The 21,171-nt window shown below is 46.1% G+C and carries 21 protein-coding genes and 1 other RNA gene; 14 read left to right on the top strand and 8 right to left on the bottom strand.

The genetic code is table 11. The annotated features are described in order from the left end of the window. The first annotated feature begins 5 nt into the window (after positions 1–5). The 3 genes from EOO49_RS02300 to EOO49_RS19290 all read left to right on the top strand — a co-directional run bounded on the left by EOO49_RS02300 (position 6) and on the right by EOO49_RS19290 (position 2,268). Complete coding sequence (locus EOO49_RS02300) at positions 6–1,199, top strand: S41 family peptidase (protein ID WP_290842332.1); 1,194 nt, start codon at positions 6–8, stop codon at positions 1,197–1,199. A 180-nt stretch (positions 1,200–1,379) separates the two neighbouring features. Continuing rightward, a complete protein-coding gene (locus EOO49_RS02295) occupies positions 1,380–2,081 on the top strand; it encodes a hypothetical protein (protein ID WP_290842330.1) in 702 nt (233 codons plus the stop codon). Continuing rightward, complete coding sequence (locus tag EOO49_RS19290; protein ID WP_366927229.1) at positions 2,026–2,268, top strand: di-heme oxidoredictase family protein; 243 nt, start codon at positions 2,026–2,028, stop codon at positions 2,266–2,268. Before EOO49_RS02295 ends, EOO49_RS19290 begins: the two co-directional genes overlap by 56 nt. A gap of 68 nt (positions 2,269–2,336) precedes the next feature. Here EOO49_RS19290 and EOO49_RS02285 read toward each other — a convergent pair whose 3' ends face one another. From EOO49_RS02285 to EOO49_RS02270, 4 genes are read right to left on the bottom strand one after another with little or no spacing between them, the layout of a single operon-like run. Then, a complete protein-coding gene (locus tag EOO49_RS02285) occupies positions 2,337–2,516 on the bottom strand; it encodes a hypothetical protein (protein ID WP_290842328.1) in 180 nt (59 codons plus the stop codon). Between the two features lie 39 nt (positions 2,517–2,555). Continuing rightward, the gene (locus EOO49_RS02280; RefSeq protein ID WP_290842327.1) at positions 2,556–3,266 is read right to left on the bottom strand and encodes a hypothetical protein; all 711 of its coding nucleotides are present in this window, start codon (positions 3,264–3,266) and stop codon (positions 2,556–2,558) included. Positions 3,267–3,324: 58 nt separating this feature from the next. Further along, the gene (locus EOO49_RS02275; protein ID WP_290842326.1) at positions 3,325–5,805 is read right to left on the bottom strand and encodes a carboxypeptidase regulatory-like domain-containing protein; all 2,481 of its coding nucleotides are present in this window, start codon (positions 5,803–5,805) and stop codon (positions 3,325–3,327) included. Between the two features lie 11 nt (positions 5,806–5,816). Beyond that, positions 5,817–7,517, bottom strand: coding sequence for a M23 family metallopeptidase (locus EOO49_RS02270; protein WP_290842324.1), 1,701 nt, complete (start codon positions 7,515–7,517; stop codon positions 5,817–5,819). Positions 7,518–7,738: 221 nt separating this feature from the next. Between EOO49_RS02270 and EOO49_RS02265 the strand changes: the two genes are divergently transcribed. The 4 genes from EOO49_RS02265 (at position 7,739) to rny (ending at position 10,154) form a co-directional block, all read left to right on the top strand. Beyond that, positions 7,739–8,029, top strand: a complete 291-nt coding sequence (locus EOO49_RS02265) for a hypothetical protein (protein ID WP_290842322.1) — start codon at positions 7,739–7,741, stop codon at positions 8,027–8,029. Then, positions 8,029–8,322, top strand: coding sequence for a cell division protein ZapA (locus EOO49_RS02260; protein ID WP_290842320.1), 294 nt, complete (start codon positions 8,029–8,031; stop codon positions 8,320–8,322). The genes EOO49_RS02265 and EOO49_RS02260 overlap by 1 nt, the downstream gene beginning before the upstream one ends. 55 nt (positions 8,323–8,377) lie before the next feature. Next, a non-coding RNA gene (gene ssrS / locus EOO49_RS02255) (6S RNA) lies at positions 8,378–8,484 on the top strand. A 104-nt stretch (positions 8,485–8,588) separates the two neighbouring features. Next, entirely contained in the window at positions 8,589–10,154 is a 1,566-nt protein-coding gene (gene rny / locus EOO49_RS02250; protein ID WP_290842318.1) for a ribonuclease Y, read from the top strand. Positions 10,155–10,819: 665 nt separating this feature from the next. Here the strand turns inward: rny and EOO49_RS02245 are convergent. Beyond that, on the bottom strand, positions 10,820–12,160 hold the full coding sequence (locus EOO49_RS02245) for a serine hydrolase (protein WP_290842316.1): 1,341 nt from the start codon (positions 12,158–12,160) through the stop codon (positions 10,820–10,822). A 146-nt stretch (positions 12,161–12,306) separates the two neighbouring features. Next, positions 12,307–13,227 (bottom strand): site-specific tyrosine recombinase/integron integrase, encoded by a 921-nt coding sequence (gene xerA, locus EOO49_RS02240; protein ID WP_290842314.1) that lies wholly within the window; start codon positions 13,225–13,227, stop codon positions 12,307–12,309. 258 nt (positions 13,228–13,485) lie between these two features. Here xerA and EOO49_RS02235 point away from each other — a divergent pair, with 258 nt between their 5' ends. After that, positions 13,486–14,091, top strand: coding sequence for a porin family protein (locus EOO49_RS02235; RefSeq protein WP_290842312.1), 606 nt, complete (start codon positions 13,486–13,488; stop codon positions 14,089–14,091). 73 nt (positions 14,092–14,164) lie between these two features. On the opposite strand, the gene EOO49_RS02230 is transcribed toward EOO49_RS02235, so the two are convergent. Further along, on the bottom strand, positions 14,165–14,710 hold the full coding sequence (locus EOO49_RS02230; protein WP_290842310.1) for a porin family protein: 546 nt from the start codon (positions 14,708–14,710) through the stop codon (positions 14,165–14,167). 167 nt (positions 14,711–14,877) lie between these two features. Continuing rightward, positions 14,878–15,468 (bottom strand): outer membrane beta-barrel protein, encoded by a 591-nt coding sequence (locus EOO49_RS02225; protein ID WP_290842308.1) that lies wholly within the window; start codon positions 15,466–15,468, stop codon positions 14,878–14,880. A 212-nt stretch (positions 15,469–15,680) separates the two neighbouring features. Here EOO49_RS02225 and EOO49_RS02220 point away from each other — a divergent pair, with 212 nt between their 5' ends. From EOO49_RS02220 to EOO49_RS02195, 6 genes are all read left to right on the top strand, one after another. After that, positions 15,681–16,238, top strand: coding sequence for a porin family protein (locus EOO49_RS02220; RefSeq protein WP_290842306.1), 558 nt, complete (start codon positions 15,681–15,683; stop codon positions 16,236–16,238). A gap of 92 nt (positions 16,239–16,330) precedes the next feature. Continuing rightward, the gene (gene aroQ, locus EOO49_RS02215) at positions 16,331–16,747 is read left to right on the top strand and encodes a type II 3-dehydroquinate dehydratase (protein ID WP_290842304.1); all 417 of its coding nucleotides are present in this window, start codon (positions 16,331–16,333) and stop codon (positions 16,745–16,747) included. A 69-nt stretch (positions 16,748–16,816) separates the two neighbouring features. Next, complete coding sequence (locus EOO49_RS02210) at positions 16,817–19,291, top strand: DUF5686 and carboxypeptidase regulatory-like domain-containing protein (RefSeq protein ID WP_290842302.1); 2,475 nt, start codon at positions 16,817–16,819, stop codon at positions 19,289–19,291. 179 nt (positions 19,292–19,470) lie between these two features. After that, the gene (locus EOO49_RS02205) at positions 19,471–19,857 is read left to right on the top strand and encodes a VOC family protein (RefSeq protein ID WP_290842299.1); all 387 of its coding nucleotides are present in this window, start codon (positions 19,471–19,473) and stop codon (positions 19,855–19,857) included. Then, positions 19,857–20,525: a hypothetical protein gene (locus tag EOO49_RS02200; RefSeq protein ID WP_290842296.1), complete on the top strand. Its 669-nt coding sequence runs from the start codon at positions 19,857–19,859 to the stop codon at positions 20,523–20,525. The genes EOO49_RS02205 and EOO49_RS02200 overlap by 1 nt, the downstream gene beginning before the upstream one ends. 9 nt (positions 20,526–20,534) lie before the next feature. Beyond that, on the top strand, positions 20,535–21,116 hold the full coding sequence (locus EOO49_RS02195) for a hypothetical protein (RefSeq protein ID WP_290842294.1): 582 nt from the start codon (positions 20,535–20,537) through the stop codon (positions 21,114–21,116). The last annotated feature ends 55 nt before the right edge of the window (positions 21,117–21,171 follow it).

Raw genomic sequence — 21,171 nt, 5'->3', positions numbered from 1 at the left:
ATTTGTTGAAAAAGGCTTTTCTTCTCGTTTTGCTTTTATCGGTTGGAATTTCTTTCGGCCAGACGAAATACGAAAAAGATTTCGACGAATTCTGGAGCGACATCGAGGCCAATTACGGGTATCTCGACCAACAGAAAATCGACTGCAAAAAAGCCAAAGCGGTTTATGCCGATAAAATTCGAGAGGTAAAAACACGAGAGGAATTCGTGCGCCTGCTCGAAAATATGCTGAGCGAATTCCACAACGGACACGTTTCGCTGAACACGAATTTGAGTTCTTCGAACCGCATTGTTCCAACGGGTTCAGATATTTGGATTGAAAAATCCGGAGTAGATTTCATCATCAAGGATTTGCGGAAAGGCAGTTCGGCTGAAAAGTCCGGACTGAAAATCGGGATGAAAGTTGCCAAATTCAACGATTTGGAAGTCGCGCCACAAGTACAGCATTTTCTTCCGAAAGCCGAGACTTCGATCGATTCCGACGCGACGCAATACGCGATCTCAATGCTTTTCGCCGGAACGCACGACAAACCCCGCAAAATTTCAGTTCTCGAAAACGGATCGGTCAAAGATTATTTTCCGGACAGTTTCAAGCGCGATGAAACTATTTCATTGCTCGAAAGCAAGCTTGTGAAACCGAACGTCGGCTACATCAAAATCAACAATTCGCTTGGAAACAATGCGTTGATCGCTGCATTCGATTCGGCTCTCGACGAACTGGCGTACACAAAATTCCTGATTCTCGATTTGACCGAAACGCCCGGCGGCGGAAATACCACGGTGGCGCGCGCAATAATGGGAAGATTCACTACGGACAAAAAACCTTACCAACAACACGAATTTGACGAAAAAGAATTCGACACAAAACGCTCGTGGATCGAGTATGTGACGCCCAGAAAATCGCGCTATCAGGGAAAAGTCTACATTTTGGTCTCGCATTGGACGGGAAGCATGGGTGAAGGACTGGCAATCGGTTTCGACGCGATGAAAGCCGCAGAAATCATCGGGACGCAAATGGCCGGACTCATTGGTGCAATCTCGAATTTCAGATTATCGGAAACCAATATCGGTTACCAAATCCCAACCGAACGCCTGTACCACGTCAACGGCACGCCGCGCGAAGACTTCAAACCCAAAATCCTTACTTCGGATACTGACGCCACTTGGCGAGAAGTCAGGAAACGCACGAAAATCGATTAACAAAATCGCCAAAATTTGGTAACGTTTGCGTGGGTTTAGTTTCGTAGCTTTATTACAATTAATAATGGATTAACAATTAATAATTGCTCGGAGTCGAGGTTAACAAAAGTTGTTATTCATTTCCCATCGATCACCACTCATTATTCATTATTAATTATTAATTATTCATTATTAATTGAAATGTACATAAACGACGACCAGATAAAACTTCCCCCCGACCCCGACACGATCGTCTGGAAATACATGGATTTGTCGAAACTCATCGATGTTTTGCTATCGGGAAAAATGTTCATGTCGCGTTCCGACAAGTTCGAGGATCAATACGAAGGCACTTTTTCTGAACCGACATACGAGGAAATCAAGAAGCTCTCGGCCCACAATCCGGAGTTTTTGCAATACTACAAACAGCATCGCGAGCAAGTTGCGATCTCGAGTTGGCATTTGAACGAGTACGAATCGTTCGCGATGTGGCAGATTTTTACGCAAAGCCAGGAAGGACTCGCGATTCAGTCGACGATTGGGCGGTTGCAGAAAGCGCTCGCTCCCGAAACCCAATTTGCACAATACATCGGCGAAGTGAATTACATCGACTATAAAAAGGAATATATCCCGTTCGACAATGCGTTTTTCCCGTTTCTGTTCAAACGAAAAAGTTTTCAGTACGAACGCGAACTGCGCGTGATCACAGACGTTTCTGACTTCGATATCAAGATCGACAACGGCCTCAAGATCGACGTAGACATTTCGCAGATGATCGAGAAAATCTACATCCACCCAAAATCTGAAAACTGGTACAAAAACCTTGTGATCGAGCTCGTGAAGCGACTTGGATTCGATTTTGGGATTGAGAAAAGCGATTTGGAAAGCGACATACTTATTTGAAATTCCAAAAATCAAATTCCAAATTCCAATTTTTTTCCCGACAAATCGGGCTTATTGGAATAGGACCGAAGCCATCTTGTGGCACGCAGGCGAAGCGACGAATGCAAAAAACGCGTTCAAACAACTCAACGTCACCGAACACACCGATTTGCTGAATTTCATCAATTCTATGATATTTCCTGGATAAAAACTTGGGAAAGACAGCGTCAGACTTAAGCGCAATACTGGCAAAAGCGACGAAAAATAAAATCCTGATTAAAAGGAATCCCAATTAGGACAACCCGCAACTGCCACCGCTTCTGCTTCTGCTACTGCTACTGCCACTGCTTCTGCTACTGCCACTGCTTCTGCTACTGCCACTGCTTCTGCTACTGCCACTGCTTCTACTACTACCGCTACTTCTGCAACTATTTCTGCGACTGCCGCTTTCTGCAACTGCCACTGCCACTGCTACTTTCTGCAACTGCCACTACCTTAAACCGGCTTATATTCCACAACCTTCCACTCGCCCGAAAGCAAGTCGATATAATTGTAGTGCATCACGTCTTCTTTGTCGAATGCGCCACTTTTGTTCGTGTCCTCGATTGTCCTGAAGTAAAGACGATTCTTGGCTTCGACGAAATTCCAGTCGATGAGTTCCTGATATTCCGGAGAGATTTTTACCAGGCGTTTTCCTCCCACTTCGCTCATGTAAAGCGTCTGTACATCGCTTGCGTCGAGGCGTCCGTCTTGGTTCGTATCCATGTCGGCCAGCGAATAGACCATGATTTGCTGTTTGGTCTTGTCGGCGAAAGCCTTGAGAAAAGTCGCGGTCTGGATCAGGACAGGCTTGTCGAAAACAGGTTTGATGGAATCGGAAGCGACTTCCTGAACCATTAGATTCTTGAGATAACCCGTAATCTCGAATTCCCCGTAATTGGAAACCGTAAAACTGCCTTTTTCATAGCTATAACCCGATTTTCGCGCGCCATCCATTACACGATATTGTCCGACGGGATGAATCAAATACGAAGTTCCGGAAATGTGAATTGGCAGATCCGCAATCTCGATTTCGGACGTGTCCGCAACTGGCGATTGCTTCGTCTCGCGCGTCTTGTAAGTCACTTTCGGCTTTTCGGTTTCTTCATTTTTACACGAAGCCAGCACGAGCAAGGCCGAGAACGATAAGAGCAACGCTTTTTTCATAAGACGGAATTCGGTTAACGATTCAAATATAGGCAAAAATAAAAAGGCCGTTTTTCACTTAGTTCAACCTTGCGGAAAGTTTAACGTTGAAAACGCGCGTGGTCATGTAATTCGGAATTCCGTACTGGTTTTTCGTGTACACGTCGCGCACCCAGGTGTTCGTGATCGCATTTTGGTTGTTGAACATGTTGAAGATCTCGAATCCGAGTGACAGATCCTGGAATTTCTTGAGCCAATGACCTTCCGGACGTTTGTCATTCGTTTCCGTGAAAACATAAGAGAAGCCGACGTCGGCACGGCGATAATCGCGCAGACGGCTTTGATAAATATAAGGATCGGCATAAGACGGAGAACCGCCAGGCAAACCTGTGTTGTAAACCAAGTTGATGTAGACTTTGACGTTCGGGATCGTCGGCATGTAATCCTGGAACAAAACACCGAATTTCAAACGTTGGTCTGTCGGACGCGCGATATAACCGCGATCGTTGAGATTTTCCTCGGTTTTCATATAACTGAAGCTGAACCACGATTCGGTTCCGGGCACGAATTCACCGTTGAGTCGCATGTCGAGTCCGGTCGCGAACGCTTTGGCGTCGTTGTTGGCGCGGTAGCGGATTCGGACGTTTTCGAGCGTATAGGTATTGATGTCAGACATTGATTTGTAGTAAGCTTCTGCCGTAAACCTGAACGGACGGTTCCACATCTTGAAACTGTAATCGCCTCCAAAAACGTAATGGATCGAACGTTGCGCTTTCACGTCAGGATTTACCGTTCCCGAGGAATCCCGCAATTCGCGATACATTGGCGGCTGGTAATACATTCCACCGGAAATTCGGAACATCAAGTCGCGGTCGCCCCATTTCGGCTTGATCGAAAACTGCGCTCTCGGGCTGAAAACCGTCTGGCTTTTTCCGTCGGCTCCGTATTCGTTTTTGACCGTCCAATTGTGGGCGCGAACACCTAAGTTGAACCAAGCGTCGGCTCGACCGACATTGATTTTACGGCTAAATTGCGCAAAACCCGAAAGCCTGTCGATGGTCGTATAATTCAGGGCGCGCACATTTTGATAAGGAACAAGCGGCCCGGTATAAGGATTGTAAGGTTGGTCATTATTGGGAAGATTCACAATTGGCGGATTCAACGAAAACCCCGCGGAATCGATGACTTCCCATTCTACCAAGCGGTCGCGGATATCTTCACGCGAATATTTGAAACCCCATTCGATCGTGGTTTCCTTCGGAAGTTTGTGCGAACCTTTCAATTCGGCGTTCACGATAAGCGCGTCGAGGTCGTTTCGGCCGTGGTTCAATTGGGTTCCGATGCCACGATTGAAAGTCACATCTCCGAATGTATCCGATCCGATATTGGCATCGACTTCACCCAAAAAGTAAGCGGCGAAAATGTCGAAATATTCTCTCTCGATCGCGTGGTAAGCAGATCCAATGAATTTCAGGGTAAAATTTTCCGAAACTTCATAAGTCGTCTTGATCGTTCCGAAGTACGTTTGATATTTGTCTTTTTCCTGTCCGTCGTAGAAAATCTGCAACGCGATCGGTTCGTCTATCGTTCCGAAGTTCGTCTGACGCGTCAATGGCGCATAATTGTATCGGTTCTCGGAAATGTTTCCAAGGAAACTGAACGTCCATTTAGGAGACGGCTTGAAGTTGATGCTGGTTTGGATGTCGTAAAACCTTGGGCGATAATTCGTGGAAGTTTCCTGACTGTTCACGAGCAAAGAGTTGTCGCGATAGCGCGCACCGATAATTCCGCTCCATCTTTTGTCTTTGGAAACCAAGTCTGCGGAAAGCGCGCCTCCGAGGAAACTGGCTTCGGCCGATGCAGCGAATTTCGTAGGAACTCTATAAGTGATATCAAGTACGGACGACAATTTGTCCCCATATTTCGCCTGAAATCCGCCTGACGAAAAATTCACGTCCTGAACCATATCGGTATTGGTGAAACTCAAACCTTCCTGTTGGCCCGAACGGATCAAAAACGGACGGTAAATCTCGATTTCATTGACGTAAACCAAGTTCTCGTCATAGTTTCCGCCTCGCACCGAATAAGCCGTACTGAGTTCGTTATTGCTCGTGACACCTTGCAAAAGCTTGACTACGGCCTCGATTCCGCCGTTTGCGCTAGGAAGTTTCCTGGCCAATTCCGGCTTCAGGTTGGTCACGCCTTCAATTTGGTCGCGATTCGCTTTGTTGATGACAACGTCCCGAAGTTGTTCGAATTTCGCGCTCATGACAGGATTGAACTCCATGGTTTCATTTGGCGAAAGCTCGAATTTCTGGACAAGTTGCTTGTAACCCGGATGCTTTACGGAAAAGCTGAAGACCTGACCCGAAGGCACGTCGATTACGAAAAATCCGTTTTCCAGCGTCATTACCGTTTTGTCGCCCGCAGTCACGCTCGCGCCATCGATCGGCTTGTTTTCCTCGTCCAAAAGCACTCCCGTGATCCTTGCATTCTGCGCAAAAGCGACAATTCCGAACAATAGGAAAAAGAGCGAAAATAAAAGTTTGTTGGTCTTCAAATGGTTGGGTTTTACGGAGTTTTACTCCTTAAAAAATACGTTTCAAATATAGCGGAATTTCCCACATTGTCGGTCACGACGAGCTTTAATTCGTTCCTTCCGTCGACTAGGAAATCGTCTGTCGAGAACCAATGCGTGATGCGTTTGCTCTTGTAATCGAACTCAAAAAGCACCCAATGTCCGTTCAGATACCCTTTGTATTCTCGAATTCCCGAAAGCGCGTCAGAGATCGCGAACGAAATATTGGCGTCGTTCAAGGTTTTGCCCTCGATTTTTTTGACCGATGTGATCTTTGGCGCATCGACGTCCTTGGCGAGCTTGAATCCGCCGAGGTTTTTGGTGTAAGTCGAAAAAGTCGTGCCTTTGCGCTTGGTCGAATTGTAGGACAGACGCGATCCGTTGATCGAGGCGATGAAGGTTTTTTCCCTGTCGGATTCGGGAATCGATTTATCGTCGATCACGACATTGAAATTCGAGTGCACCGGAATGTCGTCGTTTCCGAAGACCATCGTGCTTGCGTTCACGTCGAAATTCAAAAAAACGTCCTCGTAAAAAGTCTTGGCCGGAACGAAAACCGAAAACGGGCCTTTCTCGAAATTGTTGTCTTTGGCTGCGTAAACAAGATAACCTGAATTTGGGATCGCGGTTTGAGGCTCGGTGGCAACCGGCGCGACATACTCGACCGGAATGTTTATCACGATCTTGTTGCCGTAAAAATCAGAAATCTCGAGACGAGAGACCTTGTTCATGCTGGGTTCGATCAAAATCGTGCCGTTGGTTTCGTCGGTTTTGGTGAGACTGAAATCGTTTGGCTGGCGTCGGAACAGCTTTTGGATTCTTTGTCCCGTTTTGCGAAACCTCGGATAATCGATCAAGGCGTTGATGTAGCGCGATTCGTCGAAAGCGAACGTGTTGAACTCGTATCCGTAGGACAAATTCCCGTTCACGTAATTCTCTACCTTATAAACACCGTTTTTTCCGGGCGAATAATCGCATTGGTCGTAGGCCGAAATCCCGATGCCGATTCGTCCGGTGCCCGTGATTTTTTCCGCCAGATAATTTCCGTCCTCGCCCATTCTCACGTCGACCATGACCGGAGTTTTTACGCCGTTCACTTCGGAATTCGCGTCTATCGGATAAACCAGAAGATTCGTCAGAACCGGCTTTTTGTTGTCGAGGATGATTTTGTCGAATCCGAAGAAAAGCGGATTGATGATCTTTTCGGACTTCGTCGCCCGGATCTCAAAGTGCAGATGCGGCCCTTCCGAACCGCCCGTATTTCCTGAAAGCGCGATCACGTCACCTTTGAGAACCTGCAATTCGCCGGGCTTCGGAAACAGTTCGACTTCGAAAGATTCTTGTTTGTACTGATTTTCGAGAATGTATTTTTCTACCGTCGCCGAACCCATTTTAAGGTGTCCGTAAACCGTTGTGTAACCGTTTGGATGGTCGATGTAGATCGCTTTCCCGTATCCGTAAGGCGAAATCTTGATTCGGGAAATGTAGCCGTCTCCGGCCGCGTAGACATTCAGGCCTTCTTTTTGTTGTGTCCGAAAGTCGAAACCGGCGTGAAAATGGTTGGAGCGCAGTTCACCGAAATTCCCCGAAAGTTGCAGCGGAATGTCGAGTGGCGAGCGAAAAAAGTCTTTGGGATAAACGTCCTGGGCGTAGATTGGCGCGTAAAAAAACAAAAGGAGTAGAAAAAATCTCATGGCGTACATATTAGATTGAGTGGTCGTCGGACGCTTGTCGTCCATTTTGCTAAGATAAAAAACCACGGCCAATTGAGATTACGTTTTTTCTGTATATAACAAGCTTTCGCGCAAATTATTATGGGCTACATCGATGGAAAAAATTGTTTTTCACTCAAAAAAATTTCGGTAATTGAAGTGAAATGCTACCTTTGTGATTCAGCTAATGATAAGGTTTTTGCATGAGCGAAATAGCAGGAATCATTGACACTCTCGAAAGCAGGATCAAAAAACTGCTGCAAAAAGTAGACGCTTTGGAAGCGCAAAACAACGTACTTCGGGAGGAGAAAACGAACGCTGCGGCAATGCTCGAAAGTCAGTCTGACGAAATTGAAGGACTAAAATCGGCAAACGAAACGCTCAGGTTAGCCAATTCATTGCTTGGCAGTGACGAAAACAAAAGAGATACGAAGCTCAAGATAAATTCATTGATACGGGAAATTGATTACTGTATCGCCCAGCTCGCGGACTAATGGACGAAAAGCTAAAAATCAAACTCTCGATCGCCGACCGCGTTTATCCGCTTACGGTGAACATGTCTCAGGAAGAAGGCCTTAGAAGCGCCGCCCGAAAGATCGAAGTCATGATCAAGCAGTTCGAGGAAAATTATGCCGTGCGCGACAAACAGGACGTTCTGGCCATGTGCGCCTTGCAGTTCGCTTCGCAATTGGAGCAAAAACAGCTTGACAACGCCATAGACGGAACAGAAACCATACAGCGTTTGAGCGCCATGAATGAAATGCTTGCCGAATATCTCAACAGATAAAAACACGTTCTTTTACAAGAAAACGATACTGCCTACATTAGTTTCCATTTGATAAACTCAACACTAAACAATTCAAATGGGTGAATCTCCGCTCCTAAAGCACGCCGGCTTGTCCCGGATCCTTGAACCGCGGGTTAACCCAAATCTTGTCATAACGAGTTTATGCAAGCGCCTAATGTAGGCTTTTTTTATGCAATCAGATTTCGATTGCGACGACAGCAAATGGAGTACGAACCAAGCTCCACTAACACTTAATTTAACACCAAATGGATAGCATTTTATTTATAATCATCGCAGCCGTAGCGGGAATCGGAGCAGGATTTGCCGTGGCCAAGTCGCTCGACAAAAAGAGCGCCGGCAGCGTAATCGGATCGGCCAAGAAAGACGCCGCGCTTATCTTGAAAGACGCCCAGCAAGAGGCCGAGAATATCAAAAAGGACAAAATCCTTCAGGCGAAAGAGAAATTCATCGAACTCAAAGCCGAACACGAACAAGTGATCCTGGCCCGCGACAAAAAAACCGCCGAATCCGAGAAACGCATCCGCGACAAGGAATCACAGGTTTCCAACGAACTTTCCAAAACCAAAAAACTCAACGACGATTTCGAGGCCAAAGCCGCCGATTACACGTCGAAAATAGAAATGCTCGACCGCAAGACGCAGGAAGTCGAGAAAATGCACAAGAGCCAACTCAACCAACTCGAGGTAATTTCGGGATTGTCTGCTGACGACGCCCGTGAACAGCTTGTGGAAGGTTTGCGCGCCGAGGCCAAAACCAGAGCGATGGCACACATTCAGGAAACCATCGAAGAGGCGAAATTGACGGCGCAACAAGAAGCCAAAAAAGTCATCATCAACACGATTCAACGCGTCGGAACTGAGGAAGCCGTCGAGAACTGCGTATCGGTATTCAACATTGAATCTGACGACGTGAAAGGTCGAATCATCGGTCGCGAAGGACGCAACATTCGTGCTATCGAAGCCGCAACAGGCGTTGAAATCATCGTGGACGACACTCCGGAAGCGATCATCCTTTCGTGTTTCGATCCGGTTCGCCGCGAGATTGCGCGTTTGTCGCTTCACAAACTTGTGACCGACGGACGAATTCACCCGGCACGTATCGAGGAAGTCGTCGCCAAAACCACGAAACAGATCGAGGAAGAAATCGCCGAAGTCGGAAAACGCACGGTAATCGACCTTGGCATCCACGGTTTGCATCCGGAATTGATCAAGATCGTAGGTAGAATGAAATACCGATCGTCTTACGGACAAAACCTTTTACAGCACTCGCGCGAAGTGTCGAAACTTTGCGGAATCATGGCAGCCGAACTCGGCCTGAACGTGAAACTCGCCAAAAGAGCCGGACTTTTACACGATATAGGAAAAGTGCCCGATACGGAAAGCGACCTTCCGCACGCCTTGCTTGGTATGCAATGGGCTGAAAAATACGGGGAAAAAGAAGAAGTTTGCAACGCGATCGGAGCGCACCACGACGAGATCGAGATGAAGTCACTTCTCTCGCCTATCGTCCAGGTTTGTGATGCGATTTCAGGTGCACGCCCGGGCGCGCGCCGCCAGGTTCTGGATTCTTACATCCAACGTTTGAAAGATCTTGAGGAAATCGCCTTCGGATTCCACGGCGTAAAGAATGCTTATGCCATCCAGGCGGGACGTGAACTTCGCGTGATTGTGGAAAGTGAAAAAGTATCGGATGAAATGGCCGGAACACTCTCTTTCGAGATTTCACAAAAAATCCAGACGGAAATGACTTATCCGGGCCAAGTGAAAATCACCGTGATTCGCGAAACCCGAGCGGTGAACATCGCGAAATAAAATTCCAACTGAATAGCCAAATCCCAATCTTCTCGGTTGGGATTTTTTTTGCGCCATCGACAACCTTGGATTAACGTTTGCACGAAACAACTCTCGGAGACAAAACTTTGACATTTCCAAATCCGATAGCGTGCTAGAACTGTATGAAGCGAAGCACAATAAATTCGACAACCGATTCCCGGTTTTTCCCCGAATTTCGACCAGAACCGCAGTCTTGCGAGGGACTTGGTAGGTCGCCAAAATCGGTCGTGCCGCGAGCCTTTTTGTTACTTTTGCGGCGAGGCAAAAGTAAGCCCCGCTGGCAGGCGACGAATCAAAATCAAAGCAAGCGACGGCGCAGCCGGCGAAAGAAGCAAAATGAGCGAAGCTCATTTCTATTAGGTTTCGAGAGTGAGATAACTTTCCGGTTTCACAGAAAATAATGAAGAAAAGATATTTGCGGCTAAAAGAAATAGCCCGGATAACGGCAACTAGCCTTTTGCAGAAAAAACCGAATTTTTCTAAGTTTAAAACAGCGACCGCAGGAAGCTCGTTTTAAACCCAAGAAAAACCGGATTTTTAAAAAAAGCTAGTGCCAGTAAGCCGGAACCAGCTCCAAAAAAAAGCGAATAACTCCAACACTTTTCGCTATGTTCAAATAGCGAACTTCAACTAATTTTGCGCCTTCAAAACGCGATCTTCTTCACCGTCCGCGATTTCGTCTCCTTTACGCCGCCTTTACTCACGATCAATTTATTGAAACGCCCTTTTTTATCGGACACAAATTCAAACGTTCGATCGGGATTTTCCCGTTGAAAGAATTTCGTCGGCGATTCCGGGACAAGTTCAATTTGGATTGAATTCAAGTACAACTTCCCTTTCTCGAACATGATCTTTGTTCCGCTGAAATCACCTGCGAACGACTGCCAACTCTTGGAATCGGCCTTTATTTCTTTGTGGACATACGGCAAATCGACCGGAATTCCGAATACAATCGCCGAGAGCGCATAACTGACGATGTGCGATTCCGAGCCGTTATTCGACAAAACCACCACGAACATATCGTCATCGGGATAGCGGTCGAATGTGGTCATCACGCCAATGAATCCGCCGCTGTGCGTTCGCAACGAATGGTTATGGTTGTAATACGGATCGACGAAAATCCCGTATCCGTAAGAATCGAAAAAGCCGCCATCGCGATATTTCGCGTTGTATTTCGTTTCCATTTTGGCGCGTGAAGCCGACGAAAGAACCGCATCTGTGTAAAGCGCGCGGTCCAACTTGTACAAATCTTCGACCGTCGAGTACATTCCGTCATGGCCGACATTCAAATTCCAGTTGAGATACGGGTTTTTCGCATATTTCCCGTCTTCCTTATAATAGATATCCGCTTTGTTTTTTACGACCGAATCGTTATTGCAAACGCCACTGTTTCGCATTCCGGCCTTGTCGAAAATATGTTCTTTCAAAAATTCCGGATACTTTTTCCCAGAAACTTTCTCCACAATCTGTCCGAGCAAAAAATAACCGATATTGCTGTATTTGCAAGACGTTCCGGGCTCGAACAAAAAAGGTTTGCGCATCAAGACCTGAAGTGCCGAATCTTTGGAAATCACTGTCGAATTCATGTACAGATCGTCGAAATCCAGCGGCAATCCTGCGGTATGCGTCAATAACATGTGAATTGAAACCTGATCTGCTTTTGGATAGTTCGGATAGAACTTTGAGAGTTTGTCATCGACCGATAACTTTCCTTGTTCGACTAACTGCATAATTGCAATTGCCGTAAAATACTTCGTGACCGATGCCAGCACGAACTTCGTCCCGACCGCATTTTCCACCGCAAATTCACGATTCGCAAGTCCGTAAGCTTTCTTGAGCAACACCGAATCTTTCTTCATCACGAGAACAGTTCCGCTGAAATCGTTGACATCAACCTGTTTGTCCATGTACCTCCCGAGTTTTTCAACTTTCGGATTCTGGGCAAAACAAAAAATCGGAATAAGAAAAAACAGCAGTTGTTTCATTGGAATTTGCAATTGGGATTTTAGGATTCTGATTTGGGATTTGGGATTTGGGATTTGGAATTTAGGATTTGGAATTTGGAATTTGGGATTTGGGATTTGGAATTTGGGATTTGGTCCCGATAGCTATCGGGATTGGGATTTGGAATTTATTTCCTCGGATGAAACCGATTCATGACCTGAGTAAGATGCTTGCGGTCGAGATGCACGTAAATTTCGGTCGTCGTGATTGATTCGTGTCCCAACATCAATTGGATCGAGCGCAGATCGGCACCGTTTTCGAGCAAATGTGTGGCGAATGAATGCCGAAAAGTGTGTGGGCTGATTTTTTTGCCGAGTTTGATCATGTCGGCCAATTCGCGGATAATCGTGAAAACCATCGCGCGCGTGAGACCTTTTCCGCGTCGGTTCAGGAAAATCGTGTCCTCGTGCCCTTTTTGGACTGCCAAAATCGTTCTGACCGAATTTATGTAGGTCTCGAGATATTTTTGGGTAACATTTCCGACGGGAACAAAACGCTGCTTGTTCCCTTTTCCCGTCACGCGGATGAAACCTTCGTCGAAAAACAGGTCGGACATTTTCAGCGTCACGAGTTCGGACACGCGAAGCCCGCATCCGTAAAGGGTTTCGAGCATCGTCTTGTCGCGTTCGCCGATTCTGTACCGCGTCGACTTGTCCTCGAACGATAAATCGATAGCCGAAATTAGTTTGTCGATGTCGGACAGTGAAAGCGTGTCTGGCAATTTGCGTCCGATTCTGGGCGTTTCGAGCAATTCCATCGGATTCGTATTTCGGAAATCCTCGAAAATCAGGAATCCGAAAAAACTTTTGAGCCCGGAAATGATGCGCGCTTGCGACCTCGCATTGACTTCTTTTGAAACTTCGTAGATGAATTGCTGAACGGTTTCCTCTTCGATTTTTATCGGATTCACCTCGATGCCATTTTGCGTCAGATAAAGACAAAGCCGATTGATGTCGAAAGTGTAATTCTCGATCGTATTGGGTGACAACCCGCGTTCGATTCGCAAATATGAGCGATAATTCTTGATGTACGATTTCCAGCTGTCCATTGTTCAAATAAACGAAATCCGAAGCGAACAAAATCACCTTCGTTCCAAATTCTTACGATTATCACAAATTCAATATTCAGTTACAGAATTTCCATATCGTAAAAATATCGTTACACTTTAATATTTTTTGTTGCAAAATTCTCATTTTTTACACCATTTTACACTGTTAAAGAAACGTGAATTAAGAGTTTTTTAAGGCTGTCAGAAATGTCACGGATATAATTTTGGCATCAAATAACCCTTTAAACATTAACAATCATGAAATCATTGAAAATCTTTGCAGCCGGACTTTTCCTTTTTGGTGCGACAGCAACTTACGCACAGGACAAAGTCGACAATTCAACAACAAGAACGCCTAGCCTTGGTGTAAAAGGTGGTGTCAACTTCGCGAGAATCGCCGGAGACGACGTTGGCGATAACGACATGAGAACCAATTTCCACGTAGGTTTGGTAGGAGAACTTCCGTTGGCTGACATCTTCTCGCTACAGGCAGAGGTCTTATATTCAGGACAAGGTGCGAAAGCTAAAAACCCTGGATTTCTTGGAGCCGACGAAATCGAGTACAAATTAGATTACATCAACGTTCCGGTTTTGGCCAAAGTATACCTTTTCAAAGGTTTCAGTTTGGAAGCTGGCCCGCAGTTCGGATTTAAGGTGAACGAGAAAATCGAAGTTGACGGAGACGAGACAGACGAACTTGACGGAGCTGAAGATTTCGAATTCGGTGCAGCCGGAGGTTTGACTTTCCAAACAGAAATGGGACTTTTCGCTTCAGGCCGTTACAACTACGGATTCACCGATCTTTTCAAGGATTCGGATTCAAGAAACTCGGTTTTCCAGATCAGTATCGGATACAAGTTCTAAGAACAAACATCCAGAATAAAAAAAGCCTCCCCAAGCTCGGGAGGCTTTTTGCATTAAATTCAACTCCATATTTTCAGAAACGGTAACCGGCTCCGACCATAAAACTGGCCGTGTGCCAATCGACGCCGTCGATATCGCTGATGTTTACCAAACCTGCGTTGAATCTCGCATCGACAAAAAGTCCGAAGCTGAATTCGTAAGCCGCGCCTCCGGTCAAGGCCACGTCTACTTTCTTGAACGCATCCTCGGAATCGTCTTCGGCGGCAAGCATCGCCCCAAAAGTCGGTCCGGCCTCGAGCGCCAGATTCTGGATGATGTAATATTTGGCCAGCACAGGAATTCTTGCGTAGGCCAGATTCACTTCGTCGGCACCTTCGCTCGTGAACAAAAGTTCGGGTTGGAGGTGGAAATTTCCGGCGATCGGCAAGTCGACGACTCCGCCAATGTACCCTCCGATTTTGGAGTCGAATCCGTAATTGTCGATGCCGTCTCCATAATCGTCTCCCGTAATCGTGCTGTGAAGCAAACCGGCCTTTACCCCGAATTTGATTTGTTCAGATTGTGCATTGGCGAGTCCGTAAGCCAAAAATGCACAGGCGCAAATGATTATCTTTTTCATTTCCTGTTCTTGTTTTTAGTTAGTACAGTAAAGTTAGACAGCTGTTAAATGCGTGTCCGATTCTAAAAACCGCACTTGTCAACAAACTTATAAACAGCTAAGGATAACCTATTTCCATAAAAAAAGCCTCCTGAATTGGAGGCCTTGATTTGAATTATGCTTACAAATCAGAATTTGTAGACAACGCCAAACTGAACTTCGGTAAGGTTTACACCGATCTCGAAAGAATCTGTAGATTCACCTCCGTCCGGCTCGATTGACGAGTAGCTCAAAGCTCCGATCGAAGCCTCGATAGCGACATTTTTCGAAAGGAAATAGCTTACGCCCGGGCGCAAAGCCACTTCGAATCCGTCAACTTTGAAATCGCCTCCGCCTTCTGGCTTGGTTTTTCCTGTTCCGTAGTTGAAGCCCAACTGTCCGAAGAAAGAGAAATCGTTGGCCGGAGTCGCGTAGTAACGACCAAAAGCTCCGATCACGAACAAATCTGTATCGACGTCTCCGTCAACAGGATTTTCTTCTTTCGTAGAAACATAGCCTACGTTCAATCCAACAGCGATGTTGTTCGACACGAAATAACCCGCAGTTGGAGCAATTGTGAACTCATTCGTCTTAAAATCACCAGTCTTTTCAGACGAGAAACCAACGGCGCCAGTCATGTAAAAATCACCTTTTTTGAAACCTTTTCCCGTTTCCGTTTCCTGAGCGGACGCGAAAGCAACTGCCAACAAAGCGGCAGCTGAGAACAATACTTTTTTCATTACTCGATATGTTTGAATTAGTGATTCAAAATTATTGCAGATTGATTCGCCGATTTGGCAACGGATTTGGACTTTTCAACAAAATTCTTAACAAATGTTTAATCTTTTGAATATTTATTATTATCGAAAGCAAACTGTGTAACCTTTGACCGAACTCGTGTAAAAAATCGTCCGAATCTGTTAATACTTTTACGAAACCTAAATTGTGAATTATGAAAACCCGCATCCTTTTCGCTCTCTTCCTTCTTGGAAGTGCCTTTACGGCTCAGGCGCAACTGCTAAAATTCGGAATCAAGGCCGGCCCGAACTTCGCCAATTTCAGCGGAGGCGTAAGCGGCATCGACTACACTTCACGCACGAGTTTTCACGCCGGAGCGTTGCTTCAGATAAAACCGCTCGAGAATTTCGCGTTGCAACCCGAAGTTCTGTATTCGTCGGTCGGAGCCGATGTGGAAGGTGTTGGCGATTTCAACCTCGACTACATTTCCGTTCCCGTGATGGCGCGTTTTTTCGTCGTGACAGACAGACTTTCGATTGATGCCGGACCACAATTTTCGTTCCTCGTAAAAGATGCCGATGTCGTTTTCGACGAAGTATCGGGCGAGGCCGACACCGAATCGTTTGACTTCGCGGTCGCTGGCGGCGTCACGCTTAATATCGCCGGCGGACTTTTCGTTTCCGGACGCTATTCCATCGGCTTGACCGAAGCCTCGAAACAAGCCGAAGTCAAGAATGCCGTTTTCCAGCTTTCACTCGGATACACTTTCTAGAAACACCAGAATCTTTATACCGAAGCCGTCTTTCTTTGCGAGAGATGGCTTTATTTTTGGCCACTATCGCTATTTTTACCCAAAAACGACAAATGCGCATCATCATCATAAACGGCCCGAATCTGAACCTGTTGGGAAAACGCGAACCCGAAGTTTACGGACATCATACTTTTGACGACTATTTCGAAACTTTGAAGTCGGTTTTTCCAGATGTGCAACTCGAATATTTCCAGAGCAACATCGAAGGCGAAATCATCACGAAAATTCAGGAAACGGGATTTTCGTATGACGGAATCGTCTTGAACGCCGCGGCTTACACGCATACATCCATCGGAATCGGGGATGCGGTAAAAGCGGTTTTGACGCCAGTTGTAGAAGTGCACATCTCGAATACTTTCGCGAGAGAGGCATTTCGGCACCAATCGTACATTTCGGCGAATGCAAAAGGCGTGATTCTTGGCTTCGGATTCAAAAGTTACGAACTAGCCATTCGATCGTTTTTGGTCTGAAACGTATTGAAATCTGAACTATCGGTTCCGTTCACTGTCCTACAATCCGAAACTCGAACAATCCAATCCATGAAACAACTTTTCCCTATTCTATTCCTGTTCTTTTGTCTGCCGATGCTTTCCCAGATTCGCGGAACGGTCAGCGACGACAAAGGCGTGACGTTGCCGCTGGTCAACATTTACGTCGAAAACACCTACAACAGCACGACTTCGAACGATCAGGGCAAGTACGAACTCAACATCAAAAAGCCCGGAAAATACTCGGTTTTGTTTCAGTTTTTGGGATTCAAGACGCAAAGGCGCGAGGTCGAGATCGAGGCTTTTCCATACGAACTCAACGTGTCGATGCCAGAAGAAAGTTTCGATCTGCAGGAAGTCGTGATCAATACCAAAGACAATCCGGCGGATCGCATCATGAGAGCCGCGATCAAGAACAAAAAGGCAAACTCCGAAAAAACCTCGAAATACACCGCAGACTTTTATTCAAGAGGAATTTTTCGCATAAAGGACGCACCAAAAGCGGTGTTGGGACAAAAACTCGATATGTTCGACGAAGTGCTCGATTCTACGCGTAGCGGCATTTTGTATCTGTCGGAAACGGTTTCCAAAGTCGTCTACCAAAAACCCGACAAACTCAAGGAAACGATCATCGCCTCGAAAGTGAGCGGAAACGACAACGGATTCAGCTTCAACAACGCGGCCTCGGCCAACTTCGACGTTTACGACAACAATATGCCGTTTTATGTTAACATCGTCTCACCTGTTTCGGACGAAGCTTTTTCGTATTACAAATTCAAGTTGGAAGCCACTTTCGTCGACGAGAACAATCACCTCATCAACAAGATCAAGGTCACGCCGAAACGTCCGCTTGAACCCGTGACTTCTGGCTACATTTATATTGTGGATGACAGTTTTGCGGTTTATGCGTGCGAACTCGACGTCACCGGACAAAGCATGCAGAATCCGGCAATCAATTTGCTGACTTTGAAGCAGACTTTCACTTTCAATACGCAAAACAATCTTTGGGTGAAAACGGCACAAACGATCGATCTCAAGGCCGGATTACTCGGAATAAACGTCGACGGACGATTTACTTATGTGTTCAACAATTTCGAGTTCCAGCAAAAATTCGAGAAGAACACGTTTACGCGAGAAGTCCTGACCGTGGTTGAAGGCGCGAACAAAAAGGACGACAAGTTCTGGGAAAGCATCCGCCCGATTCCGCTTACGGTCGAGGAAACCAACGATTACATCAAAAAAGATATTCTTCAGACCAAGAAAAAATCGCGCACTTACCTCGATTCGATCGATGCCAAAAACAACAAATTCAAGCCTTGGAGTCCGCTTACGGGTTTCACTTACAAAAATTCGTTCCGCGAATGGCAATTATCTTACGATGGAATCCTCAAAGGTTTCAGCTTCAATACAGTTCAGGGCTGGACGTTCCGAACGGGTTTGAACTGGCTCAAAAATCGCGAGGAAAAGCGCACATTCACGTCGGCGAACGCCAATTTCACTTATGGCTTATCCGAACAAAAACTGCGCGCGACCGCCAATTTCACGCATTTGTTCAACAGGCAGAACGATGCGACGATTCGGGTTTCCGGCGGAAGTCAGGCGGCTCAGTTCAATCCGGCGAATCCGATAGGGCCGCTCGTGAATTCGATCAGCTCGCTGTTTTTCAACGACAATTACATGAAGTTGTACGAGCGCAATTTCGTCAATGCGAATTATTCCATGGAAGTTCTGAACGGAATCACCATGACGGCAACGGTCGATTATTCCGAGAGAAAACCGCTTTGGAACAACACCGATTATGTAATTATTGCTGAAGATCACGACAAGTACACCTCGAACAATCCGCTTGCGCCTGACGATTTCACGACGCCGGCATTCACCAAACACAATGTTTTCAAAACTGGACTTTACGCCAGAATCGTGTTCGCCCAGGAATATTGGACGCGTCCCGACGGAAAGGTCAAAATCGGGAACGATCTTTATCCGACGATCAATATCGGATGGGAAAAAGGCATCGGAAACCAAAGCCGATACAGCTTCGACCACATCATGGGAACGCTGCGCTACGAGCGCACTTTGGGCAATAAAGGCAGTTTCGAGACGATAATCAAGGCCGGGAAATTCTTCAACGCCGACGATATTTCGTTTGTCGACTACAAGCATTTCAATGGCAACCAAACGCACATCGGCAAGAATGACCGCTATCTTTATGGATTCAACCTGCTTCCGTATTACGAACAAAGCACGAACGATTCTTATCTGGAAATCCACGCCGAGCACAACGACAAAGGTTATATCATGAACAAAATCCCGTTGCTGAACAAGTTGCGTTCGACGCTGGTTTTGGGCTACCACAACCTTTGCGTGCCAGACCGAAATCCTTACCACGAATTCTCGGTCGGATTGGACAACGTAGGAATCGGCAAATTCAGATTGATGCGAATTGACTATTTTAGGGCTTACCAACACGGATTCGTGACCGACGGCGTTGTGTTTGGGCTCAAATTCCTGAATTTGTTTGAATAGGGAGATAATAGACGGATAGATGATAGACGGATAGATGATAGACGCGTCTTTGTTGCAAAATCCGTATTCAAAACGAGACTTGTCACTTTCGATTTGTCTATCATCTATTTTCTTCAATTCTATTATCTTTTGCCTCAGAATCTAGTATATTTCAGTCTATCATCAACTATCTTAAAAAAATGTCATTCAAACCAACCAACTACAACTCGCTTTCACCGTACGTCATGGTCGAAGGCGCACAAAAATTCAGTGATTTTACGAAAGCTGTTTTCGATTCCGAGGAACTTCGCAAGTTTGAACGCGAGGACGGCTCGCTCATGCACCTCGAAATCAGGATCGACGACACGGTCATCATGGTCTCGGATGCGACGAAAGACTATCCGGCAAACGCGCTCATTTTACATGTTTATGTAGCCGATGCCGATGCCACTTACCAAAAAGCGCTCGATTTCGGTTGCCAGGCTTTGGAAGCTCCGACGCGACACGAAGGCGATCCCGACAAACGCGGTTCGTTTTTGGATTTCGCCGGAAATTATTGGTCGGTTTCCACTCAGGTTTCGGAGTGATGAAAGCGCGATTTTTGGCGATCGCCTTTGTGGTTGTTTTCGGGATTTTGTCTTGCAACCGAAAATCGGAAGTCGAAAAAACGGAGCAACTTGCCTCGGATGAAGTCAAAGTCGACACCTCAAATGCGGTCAAAATCGATGGCTTTTGGGCGAAACCCAAACCGTCATTCGATTTGCAGTCAGTCGAAAAAAGCGGCTCGCCCGACACATTGAAACTCGTGACTTGCGCAAAATTCGTATACGAGCCGTTCGGACAATTGGAAAGCGCGGACGATTTCCCGAAAAGCCATTTGAGAAACTTTTCGGCAGTTGAAAAAACAGTAAAAGCCGATGGAATCGACTACAAAATCCAGTCGTTGAAACTCGGTTCCAGCCGACTGGTTTTGTTTTTCGACCAAGGCGACGAAGCCGAAACCCATTCGTATATTTTAGGCGGTGAGATCGATGACGAGTCGGTTTTGTTTGCCGATGGAATACAGATTGGAATGACCAAACAGGATTTCCTCAACACTTTTTTTGATGATTTCCGATTGACGGATTTCGACCGATTCGAGGTCGTGCAATTGATTTCTTGCGTGGACGGCATTTCGCATTTGTATACTTTTAAGAATCAAGAATTGGCTATGGTTCTTTTTAAGACCGATACTTCACTGCCGACAAATTTGTGACCGATAACAATGAAAAAGCGCACGACCCATACTCTTTGGCTTTACACGATCGCATTTGCCGCGGCATTACTGGTTTGCGATGTTGCGACTGACCACTGCACAGGCTTTGAGGTTCTTATAATTTTCGGATTGGAACTAGTATTCGGATTTCTTCTTGCCGGATTTGTAATTTTCGGGTTTTTTCAAGCTTTGTCTGATAGCCGCTGGAAAACTGCCATTCCGTCGATCGTCGGCATTTTTGTACTGGCTTTTGTCGTCTTTTCCCCGATTGCCAGAATTCGGGAAGCACTGAAAGCCGACGTGATTTTCTTCGGAAAATGTGAACACACGGTTTCCATGGCTCGGATCAAACTCAGGAATGACGGCACTTTCGAATATTTTCCTGCAACTTTTCTCGATCCTAAACTTTTCGAAGGCGCTTATTCGAGATCTGGCGATTCGATTGTGCTTTCGTTTGAGGAAGCGACACCTCTGGCGAAATCGAAGATGGTTTTTAAAAAGTCTGGAACGGGTTCGGTGTATTTGTCTGAGCTGGATTCCGTGGATGGAGTCTGTCATGAGTTTTATCAGATTTTGGATAAACCGGACTAATCTGTTTGGAAATTGTTAGAATTCGGGCGATTCCAATTCTGGATTTTGAACTATA

It is taken from the genome of Flavobacterium sp. (assembly GCF_004295795.1).
Classification (GTDB): Bacteria; Bacteroidota; Bacteroidia; order Flavobacteriales; family Flavobacteriaceae; genus Flavobacterium.
The sequence above is the reverse complement of the archived record's forward strand: the minus strand, read 5'-3'. Positions and strand labels throughout refer to the sequence as shown.